19 protein-coding genes are annotated in these 22,206 nt (G+C 49.5%); 11 read left to right on the top strand and 8 right to left on the bottom strand.

All coding sequences use genetic code 11. The annotated features are described in order from the left end of the window. A partial coding sequence (locus VN429_RS02400; RefSeq protein ID WP_325629396.1) for a hypothetical protein occupies window positions 1-555 on the top strand: 555 nt, incomplete at its 5' end. On the opposite strand, the gene tmk is transcribed toward VN429_RS02400, so the two are convergent. Further along, the gene (gene tmk, locus VN429_RS02395) at window positions 530-1,129 is read right to left on the bottom strand and encodes a dTMP kinase (protein WP_325629398.1); all 600 of its coding nucleotides are present in this window, start codon (window positions 1,127-1,129) and stop codon (window positions 530-532) included. The two genes, VN429_RS02400 and tmk, sit on opposite strands and share 26 nt — an antisense overlap. Further along, a complete protein-coding gene (locus VN429_RS02390; protein ID WP_325629394.1) occupies window positions 1,123-1,794 on the bottom strand; it encodes a HisA/HisF-related TIM barrel protein in 672 nt (223 codons plus the stop codon). The genes tmk and VN429_RS02390 overlap by 7 nt, the downstream gene beginning before the upstream one ends. 42 nt (window positions 1,795-1,836) lie before the next feature. Between VN429_RS02390 and VN429_RS02385 the strand changes: the two genes are divergently transcribed. From VN429_RS02385 to VN429_RS02365, 5 genes are all read left to right on the top strand, one after another. Continuing rightward, window positions 1,837-2,523 carry a (5-formylfuran-3-yl)methyl phosphate synthase gene (locus tag VN429_RS02385; RefSeq protein ID WP_325629392.1) on the top strand — a complete coding sequence of 229 codons (687 nt, stop codon included), beginning with the start codon at window positions 1,837-1,839 and terminating at the stop codon, window positions 2,521-2,523. 2 nt (window positions 2,524-2,525) lie between these two features. Beyond that, window positions 2,526-3,986, top strand: coding sequence for an IMP dehydrogenase (guaB, locus tag VN429_RS02380; protein WP_325629390.1), 1,461 nt, complete (start codon window positions 2,526-2,528; stop codon window positions 3,984-3,986). Between the two features lie 47 nt (window positions 3,987-4,033). Next, on the top strand, window positions 4,034-4,663 hold the full coding sequence (locus VN429_RS02375; RefSeq protein WP_325629388.1) for an ArsR/SmtB family transcription factor: 630 nt from the start codon (window positions 4,034-4,036) through the stop codon (window positions 4,661-4,663). Next, window positions 4,644-5,075 carry a CS domain-containing protein gene (locus VN429_RS02370; protein ID WP_325629386.1) on the top strand — a complete coding sequence of 144 codons (432 nt, stop codon included), beginning with the start codon at window positions 4,644-4,646 and terminating at the stop codon, window positions 5,073-5,075. The genes VN429_RS02375 and VN429_RS02370 overlap by 20 nt, the downstream gene beginning before the upstream one ends. A 67-nt stretch (window positions 5,076-5,142) precedes the next feature. After that, window positions 5,143-6,480, top strand: a complete 1,338-nt coding sequence (locus VN429_RS02365; protein WP_325629384.1) for an NAD(P)/FAD-dependent oxidoreductase — start codon at window positions 5,143-5,145, stop codon at window positions 6,478-6,480. A 12-nt stretch (window positions 6,481-6,492) separates the two neighbouring features. On the opposite strand, the gene nrdD is transcribed toward VN429_RS02365, so the two are convergent. Further along, entirely contained in the window at window positions 6,493-8,688 is a 2,196-nt protein-coding gene (nrdD, locus tag VN429_RS02360; protein ID WP_325629381.1) for an anaerobic ribonucleoside-triphosphate reductase, read from the bottom strand. Window positions 8,689-8,697: 9 nt separating this feature from the next. Then, window positions 8,698-8,961 (bottom strand): glutaredoxin family protein, encoded by a 264-nt coding sequence (locus VN429_RS02355; RefSeq protein WP_109968525.1) that lies wholly within the window; start codon window positions 8,959-8,961, stop codon window positions 8,698-8,700. Window positions 8,962-9,095: 134 nt separating this feature from the next. On the opposite strand from VN429_RS02355, the gene thpR reads away from it, so the two are divergent. The 3 genes from thpR (at window position 9,096) to VN429_RS02340 (ending at window position 12,833) form a co-directional block, all read left to right on the top strand. Continuing rightward, entirely contained in the window at window positions 9,096-9,635 is a 540-nt protein-coding gene (thpR, locus tag VN429_RS02350; RefSeq protein ID WP_325629378.1) for an RNA 2',3'-cyclic phosphodiesterase, read from the top strand. Continuing rightward, window positions 9,632-11,032: a CCA tRNA nucleotidyltransferase gene (gene cca / locus VN429_RS02345; RefSeq protein WP_325629376.1), complete on the top strand. Its 1,401-nt coding sequence runs from the start codon at window positions 9,632-9,634 to the stop codon at window positions 11,030-11,032. The genes thpR and cca overlap by 4 nt, the downstream gene beginning before the upstream one ends. A gap of 67 nt (window positions 11,033-11,099) precedes the next feature. Beyond that, a complete protein-coding gene (locus tag VN429_RS02340; RefSeq protein ID WP_325629373.1) occupies window positions 11,100-12,833 on the top strand; it encodes a tetratricopeptide repeat protein in 1,734 nt (577 codons plus the stop codon). Between the two features lie 15 nt (window positions 12,834-12,848). Here VN429_RS02340 and VN429_RS02335 read toward each other — a convergent pair whose 3' ends face one another. Together VN429_RS02335 and VN429_RS02330 are read right to left on the bottom strand one after the other, a co-directional pair. Continuing rightward, window positions 12,849-14,108, bottom strand: a complete 1,260-nt coding sequence (locus VN429_RS02335; RefSeq protein WP_325629371.1) for a clostripain-related cysteine peptidase — start codon at window positions 14,106-14,108, stop codon at window positions 12,849-12,851. Window positions 14,109-14,131: 23 nt separating this feature from the next. Then, the gene (locus VN429_RS02330; RefSeq protein ID WP_325629369.1) at window positions 14,132-15,046 is read right to left on the bottom strand and encodes an ROK family protein; all 915 of its coding nucleotides are present in this window, start codon (window positions 15,044-15,046) and stop codon (window positions 14,132-14,134) included. Window positions 15,047-15,154: 108 nt separating this feature from the next. On the opposite strand from VN429_RS02330, the gene VN429_RS02325 reads away from it, so the two are divergent. Further along, window positions 15,155-17,152, top strand: a complete 1,998-nt coding sequence (locus VN429_RS02325) for a monovalent cation:proton antiporter family protein (RefSeq protein ID WP_325629367.1) — start codon at window positions 15,155-15,157, stop codon at window positions 17,150-17,152. Between the two features lie 110 nt (window positions 17,153-17,262). After that, window positions 17,263-19,776: a methyl-accepting chemotaxis protein gene (locus VN429_RS02320; RefSeq protein WP_325629365.1), complete on the top strand. Its 2,514-nt coding sequence runs from the start codon at window positions 17,263-17,265 to the stop codon at window positions 19,774-19,776. Between the two features lie 23 nt (window positions 19,777-19,799). Here the strand turns inward: VN429_RS02320 and VN429_RS02315 are convergent, their stop codons facing one another. Together VN429_RS02315 and VN429_RS02310 are read right to left on the bottom strand one after the other, a co-directional pair. Beyond that, window positions 19,800-20,210 (bottom strand): hypothetical protein, encoded by a 411-nt coding sequence (locus VN429_RS02315; protein WP_325629363.1) that lies wholly within the window; start codon window positions 20,208-20,210, stop codon window positions 19,800-19,802. Between the two features lie 65 nt (window positions 20,211-20,275). Then, window positions 20,276-22,206: response regulator (locus VN429_RS02310; protein WP_325629361.1), on the bottom strand; the 1,931-nt coding region annotated here is incomplete at its 5' end.

Here is a 22,206-nt window from a genome sequence, read left to right as displayed (position 1 = left end):
ATCACAGTTATTATTACTTGGGCAGTAATGCTCCCCTTTGCTCATCAGCCAAACAATAATGCAGCCATATTTTATCTGTATTCCCTGATTGCTGGGAATATGATTGCCTTACTTGCCCTATGCATTGGCGGTCTTCTGACTCTTCTTTCTGCAGTTGTCATTAGATTCCAAAAAGGGATTATTCCTTTTTTTGTGCTAATAATCCTGCTTACTCTTTTCAGTTCTTTTGTAATTACGGCATGGGAAATCCAGTCTGCTAAAAGTTTTGGAGCACCGCTTCCCTTATGCCAGGCAATTAATAATCTCCCAGGTAAGGATATGAGCATCCTCTGGGATACTTCATCAGAGACTGATGGATGGGATCAGATGGTGTACTTCACCCTCAAGTTCTGGATAGGAGACAGGGTAACAGAACTGGATCAAAAAACCCAACCTACTGGAAATGCATGGCTGGTCACGAAGGCAAAAAAAGGAGAGCCGGTATTAATATCCGGGGACTATCGCGTTATTCCGTATCAGGTCCAGGGAGTCACTTCCCAAGTACCCTCTTCCTGATTTCAGCAGCAACAAAATTCAGGATAACTTCTTGAGCAAGTGCCCCATCGACGATCACAAACCGCCCTGGCTCTGCCCTGGCACGGCTCAGGAAATTATTTTGAACTTGAGTTAGTACTTCCGCATTCTCAAAATGCTCTGTATATCCTCTCTTTTGTGTCCTGATAAGAGCGGTCTCCACAGGCAACACGAGAAGGAACGTGAGATCTGGAATGATCGTCCAACCATTATGCACAGATAAAAGCCACCCGGCAGGATCGGAAAGGCAACCCGAAAGTGAGACTTCCTGGTAGGCAAATCTGCTGTCAATATACCGGTCGGAAATGACAAGTCTTCCTTCTGAAAGAGCTGGACGTACTACTTCACGGAGGTGGGCTGCATGATCAGCTACAAAGAGGAGGGCCTCTGCAATCGGATCTGCCTGTTCTGCAATTGCACGCCTTACCTGATCACCAATCCACGTAGCACCAGGTTCACGAGTCATCACCGGAAAAAGATCGCTCAGACTGACGGCGAGTGCCTCATGAAGGCTGCTTTTTCCACATCCATCTATTCCTTCTAGTGTAATCAGCACAGGCATCCATCCTGTATCATGGTAAGCGGGATAGCCCCGCTATGAAGAGCAGTCGCAATGATAGCACCATCAAACCCACAACCAGCAAGAAGGGTAAGATCCTCCATACCTGCAACACCGCCCCCCCAGAAAAGACGGCCCCGATATACAGCTCGGAAACGTTCAAGGGCCAGGCGATCGAGCCCATGCCTGGTTCCCACACCCCCGATATCAAGAAGGATACACCCGTCAAATGACCAGGATTTAGCAGCTATTAGAATCTGAACAGGATCTTGCCCACCAGGAACAACAAGCCCCTCTTTCATATCTACCGAGAGAAATCCTCCTCTGAATGCTGATAGATCTAATCCTGCAGTCTCGGTCCCAATGATGTTTTTCACTCCAGGACAGTTCAGCATATCGTCAGGAGATCGGCACCCCCGATCAAGATAGAGGGAATCTACCAGTCTTGCCAGATCTGGTATAAGAAGATCATGGTTCCCGGTGTTAGTGATCCGATCAAGGTCAGCGATGTACAGATACCGCGGTCTAATATCCTGCAGATATCGTATCGGTTCGGCAGTTGAGGCAAGAGGGGTCTGAACGGGCCTGTACTCGTCCCGTCTGCCACTCTTTCCATGGACGATATTGCCACTTTTCAAGTCTGCTGCAAGGATTAGGTCCATATCAAACGTAATCACTATTTAGATACCAGTTGCATAAAATGTATGCAGTTATTAGTCAGCCCGGCCAGCATAGAAGAAGCCAAAATGGCCCTTGCTGCCGATATTGTTGACGTAAAACGCCCTGAGGAGGGATCGCTCGGCGCTTCTTTTCCCTGGATAATCCGGGCAATCAAGGACCTCACCCATAAACCGGTCAGTGCAGCAATCGGCGATTTTGATTATAAACCTGGAGGAGCTGCGCTTACTGCTCTTGGTGCTGCTGCTGCAGGTGCTGATTACATTAAGATAGGCCTGATGTTTGACGGGAAAGAAGAAGCCCGCGAATTGATAAAAGCAGTTGTCAGAGCAGTGAAAGATACCTATCCCGAGAAAACTGTTGTTATTGCTGCATACTCAGACTGGAAACGTCTTGAGACTCTTTCTCCATTCGACCTGGTTCCAATCGCAGCAGATGCAGGAGCAGATGTTTCCATGGTTGATACCGGGATTAAGGATGGGAAATCAACCTTTGAATTCATGAATGAAGCAGACCTGACCCGGTTTACAACCATGAACCGTGAGCATGGGATGAAGACCGCTCTTGCCGGATCACTCAAATTCGAAGACCTTGATACACTCAAACGGATCAACCCGGATATTATTGGAGTGAGAGGGATGGTCTGTGGCGGTGACCGAAGGGCAACGGTCAGAGAAGAATTGGTTATGAAAGCTGTCAGTATGGTTCACTGAAAATGTATCTTGAAAAACTGGAAGCCCCAAAAGGACTCACCTTCGATGATGTTCTGCTCGAGCCTGCAGCATCTGAGGTTGAACCTGATCAGACATCGGTGTGCACGAAATTCTCACGCAATATTTCTCTCAACATTCCACTCGTGAGTGCTGCAATGGATACAGTCAGCACCTCGACCATGGCTATCGCACTGGCCCGGGCAGGTGGGATATCAGTTATCCACCGGAATATGTCAGCCGAACAGGAAGTTGAAGAGGTCAGGGCAGTCAAGAGGGAAGCAGAGATAATCGAGCGGGATGTCCTGACTGTCGGACCAGGAGTTACAGTCACTGAGGTGGAACGTCTCATGATGCTCCACGGAATCGGAGGGGTTCCTGTTGTCGATGATGGCAAGGTTATTGGTATTGTCAGCCGCCGTGACATCAGGGCGATTGCAAGCCGCCGTGGTTCAGAGAAAGTTTCCTCCATCATGACCCACGAGCCCCTGGTTGCAACCGAGGAGATCACGCTTGACGAAGCTTTTGATCTGATGTATTCCCGTAAGGTAGAGCGGCTTCCGGTTGTTGGCAAAGATAAGAGCCTTATCGGGATCATTTCAATGCAGGAACTTCTGGAGAAGAGCCAGTTCCCGGGAGCGATACGCGATGATAATGGCAACCTCAGGGTTGCAGCAGCAGTAGGTCCCTTTGATCAGAACAGAGCATCAATGCTGGCAGATGCGGGTGTTGATGCAATCGTTGTGGACTGTGCACACGGACACAACCTGAATGTGGTAAAGGGAGTTAAAGATATCAAAGCGAGCCTCTCATGCGATGTGGTCGCAGGAAATATCGCCACCAGATCAGCCGCAGAGGCTCTTGTTGATACCGTCGACGGACTAAAGGTTGGAATCGGTCCGGGTTCTATCTGCACGACGCGAGTGGTCGCAGGTGTGGGTGTCCCGCAAATTACCGCAATAGCCCAGGTTGCCGAGGTTGCCTCATCCGCCGGTGTCCCGGTTATCGCAGACGGGGGTATCAGGTACAGCGGTGATGTTGCCAAGGCCATCGCAGCAGGCGCAGACTCGGTGATGATGGGTAACATGTTTGCCGGCACTGATGAAGCGCCCGGATCGCTGGTCACGATTCAGGGACGCAAATATAAGCAATATAGGGGTATGGGATCGCTTGGTGTGATGAGCAGCGGAGTGTCCAGTGATCGGTACTTCCAGAAGAAGGAGATCGGGCGGACAAAATTCGTGCCTGAGGGCGTTGAAGGCGTCACTCCTTACGTAGGTCCTGTTCAGGATGTCATCTACCAGATGATCGGCGGGCTCAAGTCAGCGATGGGATACACCGGCTCGGCAAACATTCAGGAGATGCATATAAAAACGAAATTTATCAGGATCACCCAGGCAGGGTACCTCGAGAGCCACCCACACAATATCACGATTACTGATGAGGCTCCAAACTATCGCATCTGAACAGATCCCCACATTCTTTTTATTTTAGTATCACTAACCATACGTTAGTGAGTGAAGACCAGGCAGAACTTTCCCTGCTGCTGGATATTCTGGGGAATAGGAATCGCAGGCGCATTATAGATTTAATCAGAGACAAGCCCTGCTTTGTCACTGAGATATCAGAAAAACTAATGATATCGCCAAAAGCTGTGATAGATCATCTCCAGATGCTTGAAGAGGCCAGTATCCTCTCGTTCAGACATGATGAAAAACGGAGGAAGTATTACTATCTGGCACATGATATCAATATTCAGGTACATCTCGACAGAGAGCAGGGTCTCATTCCCCTTGTACTAAGCGAGGATCAGAAGTTTATCATCTCCCTTCTCAAACTCTGGCAGATGATCTCTTCACGGCAGCAACTCACATTGCGTCTGGAAGAACTGGAAAGGGAGATAGACCAGCAGATAAGCGAGGCTCTCAGACAGGGTCGTCTGGCCGGGAATGGAGATACCGGGCTTATGGTTGCGGTGGCACTTGCCCATGGCGCACGGACCATAGAGGAGATATCACATCTGACAGATCTTGAGGCCTCTACCGTGGAAGAAGTCATAGAAGCGCTTGTTGAACAGGGAATCGCATGCAGAACAGGATCGAGTTATCGACTGAGAGGAAATAATGCCGAACAACCCTTATGATGACCTGATGAAAAACCTTGCCCGGTTGATCGAGCAGGTCACAGGTCTCGACCAGAATATGCGCTACCCGGGAGACAATGAGTATGAGGCGCCCCATATCATCGGGTGTGCTATCATCACCAGCGGATCTGCTGATCAGGAGATCCCAATACGAAAGCCATTCGAAGTAGGGTACGAGATTGTGGATGCAGATGAGGTTGCATTCCTGACCATCGCACTTCCATCGTCACTCTCTGCACTTCCTGAGATAGAATTTGATTCAGATAAGGTATTTATCACAGCAGGAGGGGCCCGGGCACCAATCGACCTGTCTTTTGAGATCATCCCTGAATCATGCACTTATACCATCATGAACGGAGTTGTGGATATCACTCTCACAAAGGCTGTTATCCCTGCGGATATCACCGAATAATCTATTTTCTTACATACCTACTCTAAAGAACTCATCTGTTATCAATAGAGAAAACATACCACTCATCATGATAGTGGTGGTTGGGGGAGGACCAGCTGGAAGGTATGCAGCCATGCAGCTTGCCGGAGCAGGCAAAGAGATCCTCCTTGTTGATAAACGCAGTGATGGACTTGGTGGACAGTGTCTCCATCAGGGCTGCATGGTCATCTGTGCTCTCAATGATGTGGCAAGGACGATGGAACATCAGGAGATGCTTCTCAGGTCCGGCATTATCGCAGCAAATCCTGTGCCAGATTACGCCGCCCTTATTGCAAAGATGCGGGAGATCATCGAAATAATCGCCGGTATTATCGCCAAAGAGACCAGGACTGCAGGTGTGAAGATCGTAAACGCTGAAGCACACATTGACGGCCGGACAGTTATCATCAATGAAGAACGGTTTCAACCTGAAGCCATAATCATCGCAACCGGCACACACCCACGAAGACTCAACGTCCCGGGAGAGGATCTCCCGGGAGTTATGACCTCACACACCTTCTTTTCACTCCCCTCCCTTCCAAGGGAACTGATCATCATCGGCGGCGGTGTCATCGCTGCAGAGATCGCTTATATATACTCCCTCCTTGGATCGACAGTTACCATTCTAGCCAGGAGCACGTTGCTCAAAGAGTTGCCTGATGTTCTGGCTGAGGAGGCTAAAAGGGAACTCCATAGGGTCACCATCCAAGAGCAGGCAGTAGTCTCCAGGATTGTTGGTAATGATCGGGTTTCAGGAGTTGAGATCAAAACATCAGATGGCATCAGGATCATCAAGGCTGATACCGTACTTGTGGCAGCAGGAACTGAGGCAGAAATTCGTACAATCACCGGTATTCCACTCACACCAAGCGGTTTTATCAAAGTAAATGACCGGATGGAAACAGAAATCCCTGGAGTATATGCTGCTGGTGATGTAACAGGAACCTCATCGCTAACCCCGGTTGCACGCTGGCAGGGACGGACCGCTGCTGATGTCATACTCGGAGGAGAGCCACCATCATCCTTACTCACCGTCCCACAGGCGATAAAACTCAGAAACGATCTCGCCTTCTGCGGCCATCATGACCAGGGAGGTATGAAGGTGACCATGACATCACCTGCAGGACCAGGGAGTTTCTGGGCGATACCGGAGCGGGCGACCGGAAATGCATCGATGACCACAGACCCTGATTCCGGTGAAATTATCGGGATGTTTGAAGCCTCCCCGTATGCATCGGTGATCGCGGCGTACCACGCCCTCCTAATCAACACCGGCATGTCTATCGATATAATGAAACAGTTTATCGAGGTTCACCCGTCAGCAGACGCAACCGGCTGGATCGGCAGGTTCCTAGCTGAGAAGATAGATGAGAAAAAGAAAGATTAGACCCCTATAGGGTTATGAGACCAGAGCCTGGTGTTCGGCGGTTACCTTTGGTGACTCAAATGAAGAGACTGGAACCTTTTTTCCTTTATATTCGGTGAATTGGTGTAGACTGACTGTCAGATCCCTGGTGAAGGCAAAGTAGCCGATCTGGGTGTTTTGGCAGAGTTTCATTGCCATATCCATGAGTCCACGGGGATCAGGCCGTGCCTCTCCGAGCCAGATATGAAAGATATTCCCACCATCAACTATTGGGAAGAAGACATGCTCGAGTTCTGCCCGTCGTGCCAGAGAGATATCTGCCCCGGGGGCAACATGGGTACCATTGGTGTAGTACACAGGAAGATCGCGTGTATCACCCAGATGATCCAGGGCATATCTAAGGTTACCCTTGATCACCAGTTTTGCGTGATCCTCAAACTCACGGCTGAGAAGATCAGAGATCGCAAAACGCTGCCCGGTTGTCTCGGCCGGGGTTCGGGCAAGAGCAATGGTCATACCGTGTTTTGCAGTTATCTCGCGGGCATAGAGTTCCATTTCAGTCATAGCCCGCACTGCAAGCCTGAATGCATCATCACTCTCATGAAGTTGCGAACCGGTAAAGTGCTGCACCATCTCATTCAGGCCGACAACACCGATGGTAAAGACCAAACCGCCAAAGTCCACAGCCATAGCACCCCGCTCACCCGTAATCGGATCACGGGGTCGCTGCATGGCAAAGGGCATCCTCCCATTCCTGCCAATGAGATCCATCCACCTGACTTTGATCCTGAAAACCTCGACTGCAACGTCCATCAGCGCTTTCAGCTCAGCAAAGAGGCGTTCTTCATCACCACCTGCTTTGTATGATGCCCTTGGGCAATTGAGCGAGACGACGCCCCATGAACCCATTGAGAAGTGCATCCCATCCTCGAAGTAGAGCTTTCGATCAAAGTCCTTGTCCTGATCTGCAACTGTTGAGAACTGGTACGCACAGCATTGGTAGCATGAGATCCCTTCTCCAGCCCCCCGGTATGCAGGAAGCTGGTTATCATAGTATGGCGTACCGAACTTTGATGCAAGCTCGAATGTAAGTAGGTAGAGATCGGAATAGGTTGGAAGATCAGGATGAGCACTGTTATACTGCTCATCCTCCTGCATGAAGTCAGGCTCAATGCTGATCTCCGGTTTTGGGAAGTTGAATGGTTTTCCCCAGTAATCTCCCTCCAGCATTACCTCTATGAGTGCTTTAAAGAGGAGACGCACCTCGCGTTCAAACTCACCGTAGGTCCGGAGAGGGGTTTGCTTCCCGTTCCAGACCCGACCGTTGTACACACAGGGTTTGTCTCTCCAGAGCCGCGGAACACCGGGTGAAAGTTGAACAGATGAGAAGACGAGTTGACCACCACGAGCGACCATCATCTGGGTCATCTCGTAGACAAACATCTGCATGAGCTGCTTCATCCCCTCGTAATCCATCCGTTCAAAGAACGGAGCCAAAAACGTCAGGAAATTATAGTAGCCCTGCCCACCTGCGAAGTTTGTCTGTGCTGACCCAAGTGCCTTTACCGCATGAAGCACTGCAACCTCAGCACGCTTTGCCGGTCCTGCAACTGATGCCTTGGTACCGTTTCCGTCAGGCATCAAGCCATAGTACAGGAAATATCTGAGATCCCAGTCCTGACAAAACGGCCTGCTGCCAAAGTACTCCAGATCATGGATATGGAGATCCCCGCAAAGATGCCGATCAGCAAGATGAGGGGGAAGCTGGAGCAGGTACTGCTCCTTGCTTATCTTATCTGCCTTCTTTTTATGCGAGGTCTCTGCATTTTCCTGCAGATTCGCATTATCTTTTGCCTCAAATCCCCGCCCGACATCTATAAGATGGGCATCGTACACCGGGGTTCCTACCCTTGTACAGACGTTGCGGTACTGAACCATACCGCGTTCCAGGAGGACCATATTCATGATCTCCCTGATCAGCGGCCCGGATAAACTCTTGAGACCCAGTTTTCGGATACGATCCTCAACTTCCCTGGCGATCTCATGGGCACACTCCTCGTCTGCCCCTTCGTACCCGTAAAAAGTCTCGACCAGCCGTGTCTCCTTGACGATCTGCTTCGCTATCTTATCCCGGTCCCATTCCAGAATATGTCCGTCACTTGTCCTGACGGATGGCATCGCCGGAATCGAGAGACCATCAAGTGTAACCTGTTTTGATATGCGTCCCATGCCGCCTTCCTACTGAAGAGCTGCGATAGCACTCTCGTTCACAGTATCGGATCCCCCGAAAAGTTCCTTACTTGTAAGAAACTTCTTCCCCATCTGAAGGACCGGTGCCTCTTGAACGAAAACGCCATTCACTCTTAGCTCAGTCAGTGAAGCGGCTGATGACATGTCTGCTATGCTGAACCGAATGCCCTGTGACTCAAGATACTCTTTGAGTATCTCACATCGCGGACAAAATTCTAGGGTATATACGATGAAGCCTGCCCCGTCTTTCATGTGACCCCTGTATCTTATGATAGCATCAGCAACCGTATATTTTGTTGCCTGGCAGAGGGGGGTGACAGTAGAAACAGAGCAACCGGACCGCCTCCGTTCTCTTTATGCCCGATGCACTCAGATTTTTTAGTATAATGGTGCGGCTGTTTATCGCGATAGAAATCCCTGAAGAGATCAAGAGCCAGTACGCAGAGGCACAGGAGATGATTCGTTCAAGCCGTGCACGACTCACAATGGTGCAGCCCGGCGACATGCACATCACGCTCAAGTTTATCGGAGAGGTGGAGGGGTCACGCCTGCCTTCGATCACTGCTGCCCTTCAGGTAGTATCCGGTGCGCCATTCACCCTTGACCTGGGATCGATTACTCTGAACAGTCCGCGATCACCCCGAGTTGTCTGGGGTGATGTCCATGATCCGGGAGCCTGCAGCACCCTTGCAAGAACCATTGAAAAAACTCTTGAACCTCTTGGTATTCCTGCAGAAGGGCGTCGGTTCAGACCCCATATCACACTGGCACGAATCAGGCAGTTTCACCCAGATATCTTTGAAGAGGTCGCAGGGATCAGCAGTTCATGCGACGGATCCTTTTCTGTTGACAGGTTTGTTCTCAAGAAGAGCGAACTAACACCACAGGGGCCCGTGTATACTGATCTACTGGAGGTACGGTTGTGAGCGACAAGACGAAACGAACATCTCTTGAAGAGGAAGTACTTGGAGAGATCCGCCCGACAACTGAGGACCTGGATCGGATGTATGCCCTTGCAGATCTCCTCATCGGAGAGATTAACGCCGGAGGCAGAGCTACCGGAATGCTGGTGGGATCGGTGGCACGAAGAACCTGTGTCAGAGGTGACCGGGACCTTGATATCTTCATGCTGTTTGACCCAGATCTTCCACGAGAGGAACTTGAACACGAAGGGCTCTCACTTGCCCACTCGATCGCGAGCCGCCATGCTGAACAGGCTGTAGAGAAGTATGCAGAGCATCCGTATGTCAATGCCACTATCAGAGGGATGGACATTGATCTCGTCCCCTGTTACCAGGTGGCCTCTGCCACAGGAATTCAGAGTGCCGTTGACCGGACACCGTTTCACAACAGGTACATCTCTGCAAAAATAGGGCCATTTACAGATGATGTCCTTCTCCTCAAACAGTTTGTCAAAGCCGGGGGAGTATATGGATCAGACCAGATGACCGAGGGATTTGCAGGATACCTCTGCGAACTTCTTACGCTTCACTATGGGGGATTTGTAAACCTCATTACCGCAGGTGCTAACTGGCGTCCCGGACTTGTGATCGATATTGAAAAGCATCAGGCAAAGGAATTTGACGATCCACTGGTGGTTATCGACCCGGTTGATCCAAAACGCAATGTATCAGCGTCAGTATCCCTCACAAAACTGCTTGAATTCAGCGAACTCTGCAGGGGATACCTTGAGTCTCCCTCACGATGGTTCTTCTACCGACCACCGGTATGCATTATGACCAGAGAAGAAGCAGAGGCTGAACTCTCGCGAAGAGGATCGTATCTCTATGCGATCATGCTGCCAACCCCTCCGCTTATTGAGGACATCGTGGTTCCCCAACTCAGAAAGAGCATGCAGACCCTGACCGAACTATTAGAACGGCACGAATTTGTTGTCGCACGGGCAGATGCAGAAATGCTACAGGACAGGTCGATGATCCTCTTTGAGCTTCTGGTTGACACCCTGCCTGCTGTCAGGTACCATGCCGGTCCGCCAGCCAATTCCTCGTCCAATGCCAGAAAGTTCCTTGACAAGTATATATACGACGCTGCCATATTTGCCGGACCGTTTATCAAGGACGGGCGATATGGGGTTGAGATTCAACGAAAGTTCAGGACCGTTCGAGAGCTCTTCTCCTCTAAAGATATCTTCCAGACAGCTCTTGGTAAACATGTAAAACTCGCCATGGAAGAGGAGTACACAATCCTATCGGGGATGGAGTGTTGGGTGCCTGGGTTTGAGATCTTCGTGAGCGACTTTCTGATGAAGCGTTCTCCGCTTGTCAGGATTCGCAGGATGGAAGAGCAACAGAGGATTAACTGAATTTGAGAATACACAAATCCTGGCATTGGAAACTATTTACCTGTCAGGACCTAATCTCGTCCAAGATATGACCGCCTCCACCCTGAGGTACATCCCGGTAGTGCTGCTGATCCTGCTGATACTCGTCCAGCCCCTTGGGGCTACCACAGCGCAGGAGTGGTTCACGAGCGGGAATGCACTCTATAGCCAGCAGCGGTACTCGGAGGCAATCGATGCATTCACTCACGTTATCGAGGCCGACCCTGCAAATGCGGCGGCGTGGTATAACAAAGGGGTTGCACTTTTCAAACTCGGGGAAGCTGATGAGGCGATTGCTGCGTACGAGGTCGCCATCGGTATAGACCCACGGAACCCGGACTATTGGTACAATAAAGGCAATGCACTATACAACAAGAACCTGCTGACCTCTGCATTCACAGCATACGATGTAGCCATTCAGTTAGACCCGTCAGATGTACAGGCGTGGATGGCAAAAGGGAATGTACTATCAGATCTCCAGCAGTATGACGAGGCTATAAGGGCATTCGAGGCTGCAATCCAGATGGATCCCCAGAATGCAGAAGCTATTTTTGCAAAAGGGAATGCCCAGTATAGCAAAGGTGCGTATGCTGACGCGATAAAATCGTACGCTGTAGCACTGCAACACGACAGTAAAGACAGCAAGGCGTGGTATAACAAAGGCAATGCCCAGTATAATCTTGGGCAGCTCGATGAAGCACTGAAGAGTTACGAGATGGCTCTCGCCTTTAACCCAAAGGATGGAGTGGCCTTCACCAATAAAGGACTTACCCTTGCTGACCTTGGAAGATATGACGAGGCCGTTGACGCTTACAAAGGTGCCATAACACTGAACAGTTCTGATCTGAAGGCATGGAAGAGTCTCGGTCATGTCTATGTCAGCCAGAAAAGGTATGATGATGCAGTGCAGGCATACCAACAGGCATTACGGCTTGATAAGACAGATCCAGATACCTGGACCAGTATTGGTGATGTCTGGATGGAGGAGCGCAGATTAGACGAAGCCCTGGCCGCATACGAACAGGCGGTGGGTCTTGCCGGGTCTGATCCAGCAACATGGGCTGGGAAAGGCAAAGCACTTCATGCCCTGGGCAGAGACAGTGAAGCCCTTGCGTCATATGAGATCGCAATCTCGCTCAAACCTCAGTCAGCACAGGCCTGGGTTGGAAAAGCGGACTCGCTCTCAGGTCTCAACCGTACCAGTGAAGCTGACACCGCATATGAGGTTGCACTTCAGCTCGATCCCAAGGTCTCAGGTGTCTGGGCAGGAAAGAGTAAGAACCAGATAGAGATGGGTGATACCACCGGTGCTCTGCAGTCAATTGACCTTGCACTCATGTCAAGTCCGGATGATCAGCGACTGATCATCCAGAAAGCAAAGACACTTGCAGGTATGGGTCGCGGCAGCGAGGCACTTGAGTTTATTGACAAGTCCCTTCAGAACATGAGTGGATCACTTCCAATCCTCGATGAAAAAGCACGTATCCTGATCAGGGACGGAAGAAGTGCAGACGCTGAACTCGCGTACAAACCGGTCTTGAATGGAACAAGTGACGATGCACGGGTACTCGAGCATATGGGTGATGTCTTCGGAGCAGCGGGTCAGAAGACCATTGCCGAACGTGCATACAAAGGAGCACTTGAATTAAACCCGAACATGACCCTGGTCACAGCAAAACTGGATGCACTGGATCAGCAGGCAAAGAAAACGCCAGTGCCCCTGATTCTTATTATTGCTGCAGTTCCCCTGGGTTATCTTCTGAGAAGAAGGCAGAGACAATAAAAAGCCGGGGTAGATTCAGGCTACCTGTTTTTTCCTGGTTTCGTTGTTTTTCTGGTGAACTGGTGTCAGATTCACCTGATCAGTGATGGCCAGATACTTTGCAAGGAGCCGGTCCCATGATGGGGTTATGAATGCCTCATCATGATAATACTGGTAGAATCCCGAATTGAGCTGAACCGGTGAGAGGATGGCAAGGCCATTTGCTCCAGGAACACGATCATCGTGCCCAGATATCAGGACCATCTTTTTAGTTGCATCGATCAGATCGCCTGATGGCCCAGCAAAGCCTGGGTCTATACTGCTTACCTCCCCGGCAAATCCGATGAGATCCATAGTGGCAGGGTCGAGCACGCCTTCTGCCGTAAGCCCAAACTGCTGAGTTTTCTGAAATGCTTGTGAGAGGGACAAGTATCCTTCAGGGGTATCAAGAAGTGGGAGAAGAAGTTTAGAGGTGCGATCAAGAGCAGCCGTCACCACCCCGGCTTCATCCAGATCAAGAACAGAAAGTGTCTTTCCCGAAGCCTTATTTGAAAGATATGTGTCCAGAAGTGAACGCCCGATATCAGAGATCGGAGCTTCAGGATTTTTTGCTAGATCAGAGATGAAAGAGTCGTACCGCCAGCCCTCTGCAGGTTCTGACTCCTCACTCGCGATCATATACTGAGAATACCCGGACAAATGAGATGCAACCTCAAGGGTACTCATCAGACAGGTATCAAGTCCGATGACCTCTACATTGAATCCACCAGTTTCCAATCCATCGACCAGTTCTGCTATCGTGAGCGGGTCCTCCTTGTGGTTCTGATCAAAGAGCATCCCTGTGTATGCCTCACCATGGCCAATCAGGATTAAAAAGACCCGGTCATACCGGTATCCTGAACGAATCATGGAGAGGAAAGTGCCAATCGTGCTTGCATTACCCATGCTGGCGTCAGGATACCATGCAATCGCATCAGACTTATTCCCGAGTTCTTTGTCATTGAGATCACGAGCGAGACCGGATCTGTTAGCGATGGTCATACCCTGCCAGCCTGGTTTCTTTGATCCACCATACGCTACCAGGAGTTCGAGGGTCTGGGGAGAGGTGTTTACAGATCCTGCAACCATCTGGGCGATGTCTTCGGTGATCAGCCCGTAATCGGTCTCAAGACTTCCACCCGCTGCATACACTGCCACCAGTACCTTTCCGGTCTGTATCTCACCTGCTGTAGGAACAGAAGAAAGGATGAGTATCAGAAAAGCGGCTGTAATTGCAGATCTTTCCAGCCGTATCAAATGTGGTATCCAGGAAAGCACAGTCAGACCTCACGAGAGAATACTGCCGCTGCAACCCCGAGCAGAGGGGCATTTCCCCCCAAAGGACTGATAACAATTGCTGGAGTTTTAAGGTACGTATCGAGGTACTTTACTGCAGAACTGACAATGAGTTCGCGGTGAGCTGTGACAATCGGACCGTCCAGGATGATGATCTCAGGGTCATAGGCAACAATCACAGTCGAGAGGCCCCGGCTATTTACCATAGCCAAAGTTTCGGAAAACTCCAGGGCAATTGAGTCACCCTGCGAAGCAGCATTTAGAATCTCTTCAACAGTTTTGAGATGAGATACATGGCCATGGACTCTGCACCAGGTCTGAAAAAACCGGGGAATACCCCGACCAGAGGCACACCCTTCCCAGTGTCCAAAGCACCCGCATGAACATCTTTGCGAATACTTTGATTCAACTGTAAAGTGCCCGATCTCTCCGGCATTCCCTTCCCTGCCAAGCAGAACTTTTCCATTAGTATACACCCCTCCTCCGATTCCGGTAGAGATGGTGATGTATACAACATGCTGATACTCTCTGCCACCACCGGCAAACACCTCACCAAGCACAGCAGCACGGCAGTCATTTAAGAGGGTAACAGGCAGCCCGAAGACTTTTTTGAGAGGGGAGACGATTGGAACCTGATCAAATGGCATATTCGGAGGAGTCACGATGCAACCTGCTTTCATATCAACCGGACCTGCAACTGAGACACCAATTCCGCATAAGCCAGAGGGTGGTGTACCTGCAAGACCTGAAAGAGAGGCACTCACCCGTGCAGAAACTTCATCAGGATCAGTTCCAGCCGGTGTTTTAAACCGTTTCATCGAGAGGATCATCCCATCCTCCCTGACCAGAGCCACCCTGGTGTTTGTACCCCCGATATCTGCGACTCCTGCCACCCTCATTTCTATAAAAGCCTCAGCGCTATAGGAATAAAAGCGTCTCTAAAACCCCAACACAGGGAAATAACCTATATTATGAACCACAAAAACTGAACTGTATCTCAGGAGGATATGATGGAAGGTATATATACGTCATTCTTCACTGACATCGTGGTCATCTTTCTCCTCTCGGTATTCCTGTTACTCGTCCTGTACCGGATTAGAATCCCCTCAGTTGTCGGTTTTCTCCTCACAGGTATCATTGTCGGCCCTTCCGGCCTTGGCCTGATCCATAACCAGGATTCAATAGAGTTTTTCGCCGAGTTTGGAGTAATCTTTCTCCTCTTTACCATCGGACTTGAGTTCTCGATAAGCCATATTCTCAAGAGCAGACAGTTTGTCTTGATCGGTGGAACAGTCCAGGTCTTCTCAACAATCCTGCTTGCAACAGCATTCATGAAACTTGCAGGAATGGGCTTGAATCATGCCATTTTTGTAGGGATGCTTGTCTCCCTCTCGTCCACTGCAATCGTGATGAAGGTCCTTGCCGACCGGCAGGAGGTTGGCAGTCCTCATGGCAAGGCTGCACTTGGTATCCTCATCTTTCAGGACCTGATCGTTATACCGATGATGATGATCACCCCGATTCTTGGCGGTGATACCACAGACAGTCCATCTGCCCTGAAACTTCTCGGTGGCGGGATCCTGATCATCGCCGTTGTGTACATCTCATCAAGGTATGTGATCCCTTACCTGCTCCATTATGCTGCCAAGCTGCGCAACAGGGAGATGTTTCTCTTTATTGTAATAGGCACCTGCCTTCTAATCGCGTACCTGACCTCGGAGATCGGGCTCTCGATGGCTCTTGGTGCATTCCTTGCAGGACTAATCATATCAGAGTCAGAATACTCGATGCATGCCATGTACAACATGGTTCCTTTCAGGGATATTTTTGCGGCATTCTTTTTCATCTCCATAGGAATGATTTTTGATCTTTCGTATCTCCTCGTCAATCCGGTATTAGTGGTTGCACTGGTCGCCATTGTCATTGCTGTTAAATATGGAACCGGGACACTTGCAGCAATCGCTTCTGGCCTTCCAGCCCGCTCATCGGTGCTCACTGGTATCTCACTCAGCCAAATCGGAGAGTTTTCGTTCATCCTCGCAACAACAGGTGTTTCAGCAGGAATTCTGGCTTCAGACCAATACCAGCTCTTTCTAGATGTATCTGTTGTTACAATGGGCCTTGCTCCCCTTCTTATCTCCCTCTCTACCCGTGTATCTCCAAAACTCGCTGCACCACTCACGAGAATTGTCCCAGAACATACCATCCATTCTGACAAGGAGGTATCCAGGGAGATGAAAGATCATATCATCATCGTGGGGTTCGGACTAAACGGGATGAATGTGGCAAAGTCAGCAAAGGCTGCAGGAGTACCATACCGGATCATAGAGATGAACCCAGATACAGTCAGAAAAGAGCGAAAAAAAGGGGAATCGATCATATATGGTGATGCAGCACAGCCAGGGGTCCTCATGAAAGCAGGGATAGATCAGGCCCGTATCCTCGTGGTTGTTGTCAATGATCCCTTTGCTACTCAACAGACAGTTCGGATCGCCAGGGAATTGAATCCGGGCCTGTACATCATTGCAAGAACCAGGTTTATGGGAGAGGTATCTACTCTTGTTGACCTCGGGGCTGATGACGTGATCCCTGAGGAATTTGAAACTTCTATCGAGATTTTCACCCGGATACTCAATAAATACCTGATCCCCGAAGATGAAATAGAACGTTTAGTGCGGGATATTCGGGCAGGCGGGTATCAGATGCTCAGAAGTGTCTCTTCGACACCTGCAACATTTGACGACCTCATGGGCCTTGTCCCTGATGTTGACATGAAAACAATCCGTATCCATAAATCATCAAAGTGGGCAGGAAAGAATCTTGCAGAGTGCCAGCTCCGGAGCCGGTTCCATGTCTCGGTTGTAGCAATCAGAAGAGGGAACAGGATGATCATCAGCCCTGGAGGAGAGGATGTAATCAGAGGTGCGGATATCCTAATCGTCATCGGCAGGCCTGATGATATTAAGACAGCTTTTCACCAATGTGAGGCTGAACAACAGGTATAGCGAACCTGCACCAGATTAAATCATGCACCTTATATCCTTGTGATACAGAGATTCTCCAGTCAGGACTCCCATATGATTACAGTTAGATCATCAGGGAAGTGGTATGTATCATGAATCGTCAAAAATGGTCTGATTTCAGATCCATCAAACAGAAGATCCTCCTTTTTGGCGGGGTTGCCTTACTGCTTGTGGCAGTAGGGATCATCACGTATGCAGCCTTTTCCCTGAATGGCGCTGCGGTTAAAAGTGCAACAGAAGGGTTGAATAGCATCGCCGAGCAGGAGGCGGGAAAAGTAGACACGATTCTGGAAGAGCCTTACAATACTGCTTCAGGAGTTGCTGCCCTCTTATCAGGGCTTCACAGTGAAAATGCAAAGTTCCCTAGAACTGACGTAGTGCCGATGATAAAGGGGGTACTAGATTCACGACCCCTCTATAATGGAGTATATACCATCTGGGAACCTGGTTTGTTTGATGGGCGTGATACCGAATACAGTCTGAAAGATGGTTATGATAAGACCGGGCGTCTGCGTGTTTACTGGTACCGCGACGCAAACGGAACACTTGTGCGAAAAATATACGACGCCCAGGCCCATGATCCTACCGATTACTACGATATCCCAAAGAAAACCCTGAAGGGAGCAATAACTGAACCATACATTGAGACCATGCAGGGTTCACCAGTTCTGATGACTTCAATCGCCGCTCCGATCTTATCAGGTGGAAAGTTCAGTGGGATAGTAGGGATCGATGTGACTCTGAGCGAACTCGATACCCTCGCCGACAAGATGAACATATATGGAGGCAAAGGAAAAGTCCTGATTGTAAGTAATCAGGGCATGGTAGCGGGAGTAACCGGTGATCTCGACGCTGCAGGAAAACCGGTTAACGAGGTAGCTCCCCTCCTCCATCTAGATCCTGCTATGATAACTGGGGCACTTTCCAAGGGAGTAATAACATCCTTTGACAGTGGCGGATACATCGGAACATTTGTCCCGGTAAAGGTAGGAAACGCAGAAACACCCTGGGGAGTTATTGCATTTGCACCAAGGGATGTTGTCACTGCCGAGGCAACATCACAAACCGTTGCCCTAATAGTTATTGGTATCCTGATATCCCTTCTCGGGTTTGGCCTTCTTTATCTCGTAGCACGATCGATTGCACAACCCATCGAAGAAATTACTGTTGTGGCATTGCAGGTTGCTGGAGGAGATCTTGGAACAGAGGTTTCAATCAGACAGCGGGACGAGGTGGGAAGACTTGCAGACGCATTCAGAATAATGATATCAACCCTTTTAGAAAAGGCAGATGCAGCCAGGAATATTGCCGGAGGAAATCTTTCATTCAGAGTTCCCAAAATCGGAGAGAGAGATCATCTTGGGGAATCGATGATTCAGATGAAGACTGAACTCATCGCCATGACTGATGTTATGTCACGTCTGGCAGAAGAGGCAGCAGCCGGAAATCTCATGTATCGTGGTGACGCAGACCGATTTTCAGGTGAATATAGAAAGATCATTTCCGGAGTGAACCAGACTCTTGATCATGTGATCGGACCGGTACATGAAGGAATTCGCCTTGCAAATGAATTTTCACAAAACAACTTTTCTGCCCGGTTTAACCCAGATATTAAAGTATCCGGAGATTTTGTCCAGTTCAAGGAATCACTGGATGCAATCGGTGTTCAGGTATCTGCAACAATTCAGGTTATCATAAACAAAATGACCGACCTTGCGGGTGGGGCTGAAGAAGCTCAGGCCTCGATTGACGAGGTTGCAAACGGGGCGAGTGAGGTGGCAACCAATGCTGAAGCGGTCTCGCATCATGCTGATCAGGGGAGTAACGGGGTCGACCAGGTACTTAAAGAGATGGAAGACTTGTCAGTTACAGTGTCAGGAATCTCAAGCAGAACTGAACAGGCCTCCAGGTTAGCAGATGAAGGAAACACACTCAGCGCTCAAGGACAGAAACTGGCACTTGTGGCAGAAGAAGGTATGGAGGGGATCAGGGATGCCACCGCTGACCTGAACACGATGATCATGGCAATCAGGGAGCAGATGGAGCAGATAAACAAGGTGGTAGGGATTATTACCGCAATATCTGATGAAACCAACCTACTGGCCCTGAATGCCGCAATAGAGGCTGCAAGAGCAGGAGAAGCAGGACGGGGATTTTCAGTCGTCGCTGATGAGGTTAAGGAACTTGCAACAGAGAGTCATGAGAGTGCAGAAAAGATAGAACAGATGATCAGGGGACTGCAGAACGAGTCAGCCAGAGCAGATCATCTGATGGCAAGGGCGAACGACCAGGTCAAGACCGGGTATGAAGCTGTTAGCAGTACACTTGGGATATTCAATAAGATAGTGGAAAAACTGGTTCATATCGCACAGAACACTTCAGAAGTTGCAGCGTCATCACAGGAGCAGGCTGCCTCAGTTGAGGAGATTACCTCAAGCGTCCATGAGGTCTCAAAAATGATTCGGCAGACTGCAGAAAATGCAGTCTCAAGCGCAGCAATTAGTGAAGAGTCATCAGCTGCGGTTGACCAGATACGACAGGTTCTTGAAGAGGTGAATGCAGTCATCACTGATCTCCAATGCGAGATTGGAAAGTTCAGGATCTGAGTGGGAACCGGTTCAGGTTCCTGCTATCCTTCATTTTCCAGATACTTCTGAGCATCACTCCAGGATGACAGACCTTTAAACCTCGCAATTTCTATTATATCATCTTCTATCAGGATGCAGGGTTCACCCGCTTTTACTATGAAGGTAAGTCTGAAAATGCCGGCAACACCCATTGGCACACCCCTCGAAAGCTCACCAGCTGAATGAAAAACAAGAAACTCAACCTGCTCATCGCCAGGATATGCCTGGAAGTAGTACCAGAAGACCTGCCATGCATTGAGAAGATCAGATGAGAGAATATCATTCCTGGTCCCTGGTTCAAGGGTGTTCAGGGCAACTGCAATGCATGCCGGATCGTCATCACAGCGATCAAGAATTCCTTCCACCAGATCAGCAAGATCTGCATACCGTCCTCCGTCATCTCCAATAATCATGGATATCCGTAATCACTTCAGATATAACCGCTCTTCGATCAGGAAATCAATCCCTGATGAGATGGTTACTGGGACCCTTTACTACAATAATGCTCATCTAGCAGAGAAAAGAGGAGTGAAATCATATCCTTCGGGTGATAGGGTTTTGGAAGGGATGCATCAAATCCGTAGTCTTGGAACCGGGAACTTATCGGATCGTCTGAGTATCCGCTCGAGACGATAGAAAGGACAGAAGGGGATATCTTTCTAATCTCCTGTATTGCTTCCTTTCCCCCCATCCCTCCCGGCACAATCAGGTCAAGGACTACCACCTGGTAAGGGTTTAGATCCTCATAGGCCTGAGCTACAGCGACCACCGCATCTTCTCCTTTTCCTACCACATCAACGTGGAAACCTTCCCGCTTCAGGATGAGTTGAAGCACCTCCCTGATCCCTGGCTCATCGTCCATTACCAGAATCCGAACGCCAGATGAAACCCCTTTTTGTGATTCGGGACCAGACCCGGCAACTGGAGATGGGCCAGATATAGAAGGGAGAAGAATTCGGACGCAGGTCCCATCTAGTAAAGATGAGGAGAAACTGATGGATCCCCTATGTCGCTCGATGATTGAGCGGGCTGAAGTCAGCCCGAGACCGAGATGCCCTTCCTTGGTCGTGAAGAAAGGATCAAACACCTTTGATTGTTCCTGCGTTCTTATACCAGAGCCCTCATCTCTGACCTCAACGCTGACAAACGACCCTATATTCTGATCTCCATCCAGATACTCTCCGGAATTTGCAGCGATGATCTCAATCGGGAGATCAGGAGACGCCTCCACTGCATTCATGACAATTGCACGCAGTGCAGTCCTCATCAGGTCAGGATCAACCTTAAGCATATCGAGATCCTGAGAGATTTTGAGGGTTATTCTGGCATCATTCTGATGATGAAGCGAGAGGACTTCTGTCATAAGATCCTGCAGTGAGATCGTGGTTATCAGCGGATAGCCTCCGTCTGCATAGGTGAGAAGACGCGAGGCTACATCCCTGCCCTGCTGGATTGCACGTTCTGCCCTATCAAAACATGAAATCTGCAGATCACTCTCCCGGGAAGCGAGTTCTTTTACAAGCGAGAGATCGCAGAGTAGGGAAGTGAAGACATTATTCATCTCATGGGCTATCCCGGCTGCAAGAACTGGAAGAGAATCGGGGGTTGTCTTTTCCTGTACAGGATGAGGAGTCAGGTCAAACCCTGAATCAAAGAAGAAGATAAACTGCCTCATTGAGGTATTCTTTTCTGATCCCGTTATTGTGGAGTACAGTGGGACAACCCTTCCATCAGGGAGGCTCATGTTATGTACGAGTATCTCTCCTGTTTCATACCGTGCCTTGTTGATCTGGTCAACAGGGATGCCATTATTCTTACAGAGAGCATCCCAGAACTCTGCGTTATCAGTTGAGGTTTTGACAAACTCACCATAAGGAGGGAGTCCGAAATGAGAGGCGAAGCAGGAGTTGAAAAAGAGTGGTTCACCGGTGAGGTAGTCCCTGACAAAGACACCAACTGGGGAAGACTCAGTTGAGTACCTACACATACTCCCGATAAGCCGTTCCCGGGAAGTGTCTATTCGTGCCCTGATGATATTCTCAAGATGGCCTGGAAGAGCTGCGAGATATTCACGTGACGGATCTTTCACAATATAATCGGAGGCACCATTCTTGATCGCCCGAACGGCAGTCTGCACATCTGACACCCCGGTAAGGATGATGATAGCAAGACCCGAGTTACCAACCTGACTGAGCAGATCCAAAGCAGAACCATCCGGGAGTCTGAGATCGGCAATGATGATATCAAAATTTCCAGATCGTATCTGATTCAACCCTTCTGTCAGGGTTTCGGCACAGGTATACTGGATAGGCAGATAACTCTTCCTGACCACACGTTCGAATGCCATGCGATCAAGAGAACTATCTTCAATATACAGGACCTGCATCAATGAATAATTCTCGTATAGAG

Origin of the sequence: Methanospirillum sp. (assembly GCF_035560735.1) — an archaeon.
Classification (GTDB): Archaea; Halobacteriota; Methanomicrobia; order Methanomicrobiales; family Methanospirillaceae; genus Methanospirillum.
The sequence above is the reverse complement of the archived record's forward strand: the minus strand, read 5'-3'. Positions and strand labels throughout refer to the sequence as shown.

Excerpts from the sequence above, each read along its gene's own strand:
- VN429_RS02355 (WP_109968525.1), bottom strand. The coding sequence starts at position 8,961 with ATGAAAGACGGGGCAGGCTTCATCGTATATACCCTAGAATTTTGTCCG.
- thpR (WP_325629378.1), top strand. The coding sequence starts at position 9,096 with ATGGTGCGGCTGTTTATCGCGATAGAAATCCCTGAAGAGATCAAGAGC.
- VN429_RS02330 (WP_325629369.1), bottom strand. The coding sequence starts at position 15,046 with ATGAGGGTGGCAGGAGTCGCAGATATCGGGGGTACAAACACCAGGGTG.
- VN429_RS02325 (WP_325629367.1), top strand. The coding sequence starts at position 15,155 with ATGATGGAAGGTATATATACGTCATTCTTCACTGACATCGTGGTCATC.
- VN429_RS02370 (WP_325629386.1), top strand. The coding sequence starts at position 4,644 with ATGCCGAACAACCCTTATGATGACCTGATGAAAAACCTTGCCCGGTTG.
- nrdD (WP_325629381.1), bottom strand. The coding sequence starts at position 8,688 with ATGGGACGCATATCAAAACAGGTTACACTTGATGGTCTCTCGATTCCG.
- guaB (WP_325629390.1), top strand. The coding sequence starts at position 2,526 with ATGTATCTTGAAAAACTGGAAGCCCCAAAAGGACTCACCTTCGATGAT.
- VN429_RS02390 (WP_325629394.1), bottom strand. The coding sequence starts at position 1,794 with ATGGACCTAATCCTTGCAGCAGACTTGAAAAGTGGCAATATCGTCCAT.
- VN429_RS02320 (WP_325629365.1), top strand. The coding sequence starts at position 17,263 with ATGAATCGTCAAAAATGGTCTGATTTCAGATCCATCAAACAGAAGATC.
- VN429_RS02385 (WP_325629392.1), top strand. The coding sequence starts at position 1,837 with ATGCAGTTATTAGTCAGCCCGGCCAGCATAGAAGAAGCCAAAATGGCC.
- VN429_RS02315 (WP_325629363.1), bottom strand. The coding sequence starts at position 20,210 with ATGATTATTGGAGATGACGGAGGACGGTATGCAGATCTTGCTGATCTG.
- VN429_RS02365 (WP_325629384.1), top strand. The coding sequence starts at position 5,143 with ATGATAGTGGTGGTTGGGGGAGGACCAGCTGGAAGGTATGCAGCCATG.
- VN429_RS02340 (WP_325629373.1), top strand. The coding sequence starts at position 11,100 with ATGACCGCCTCCACCCTGAGGTACATCCCGGTAGTGCTGCTGATCCTG.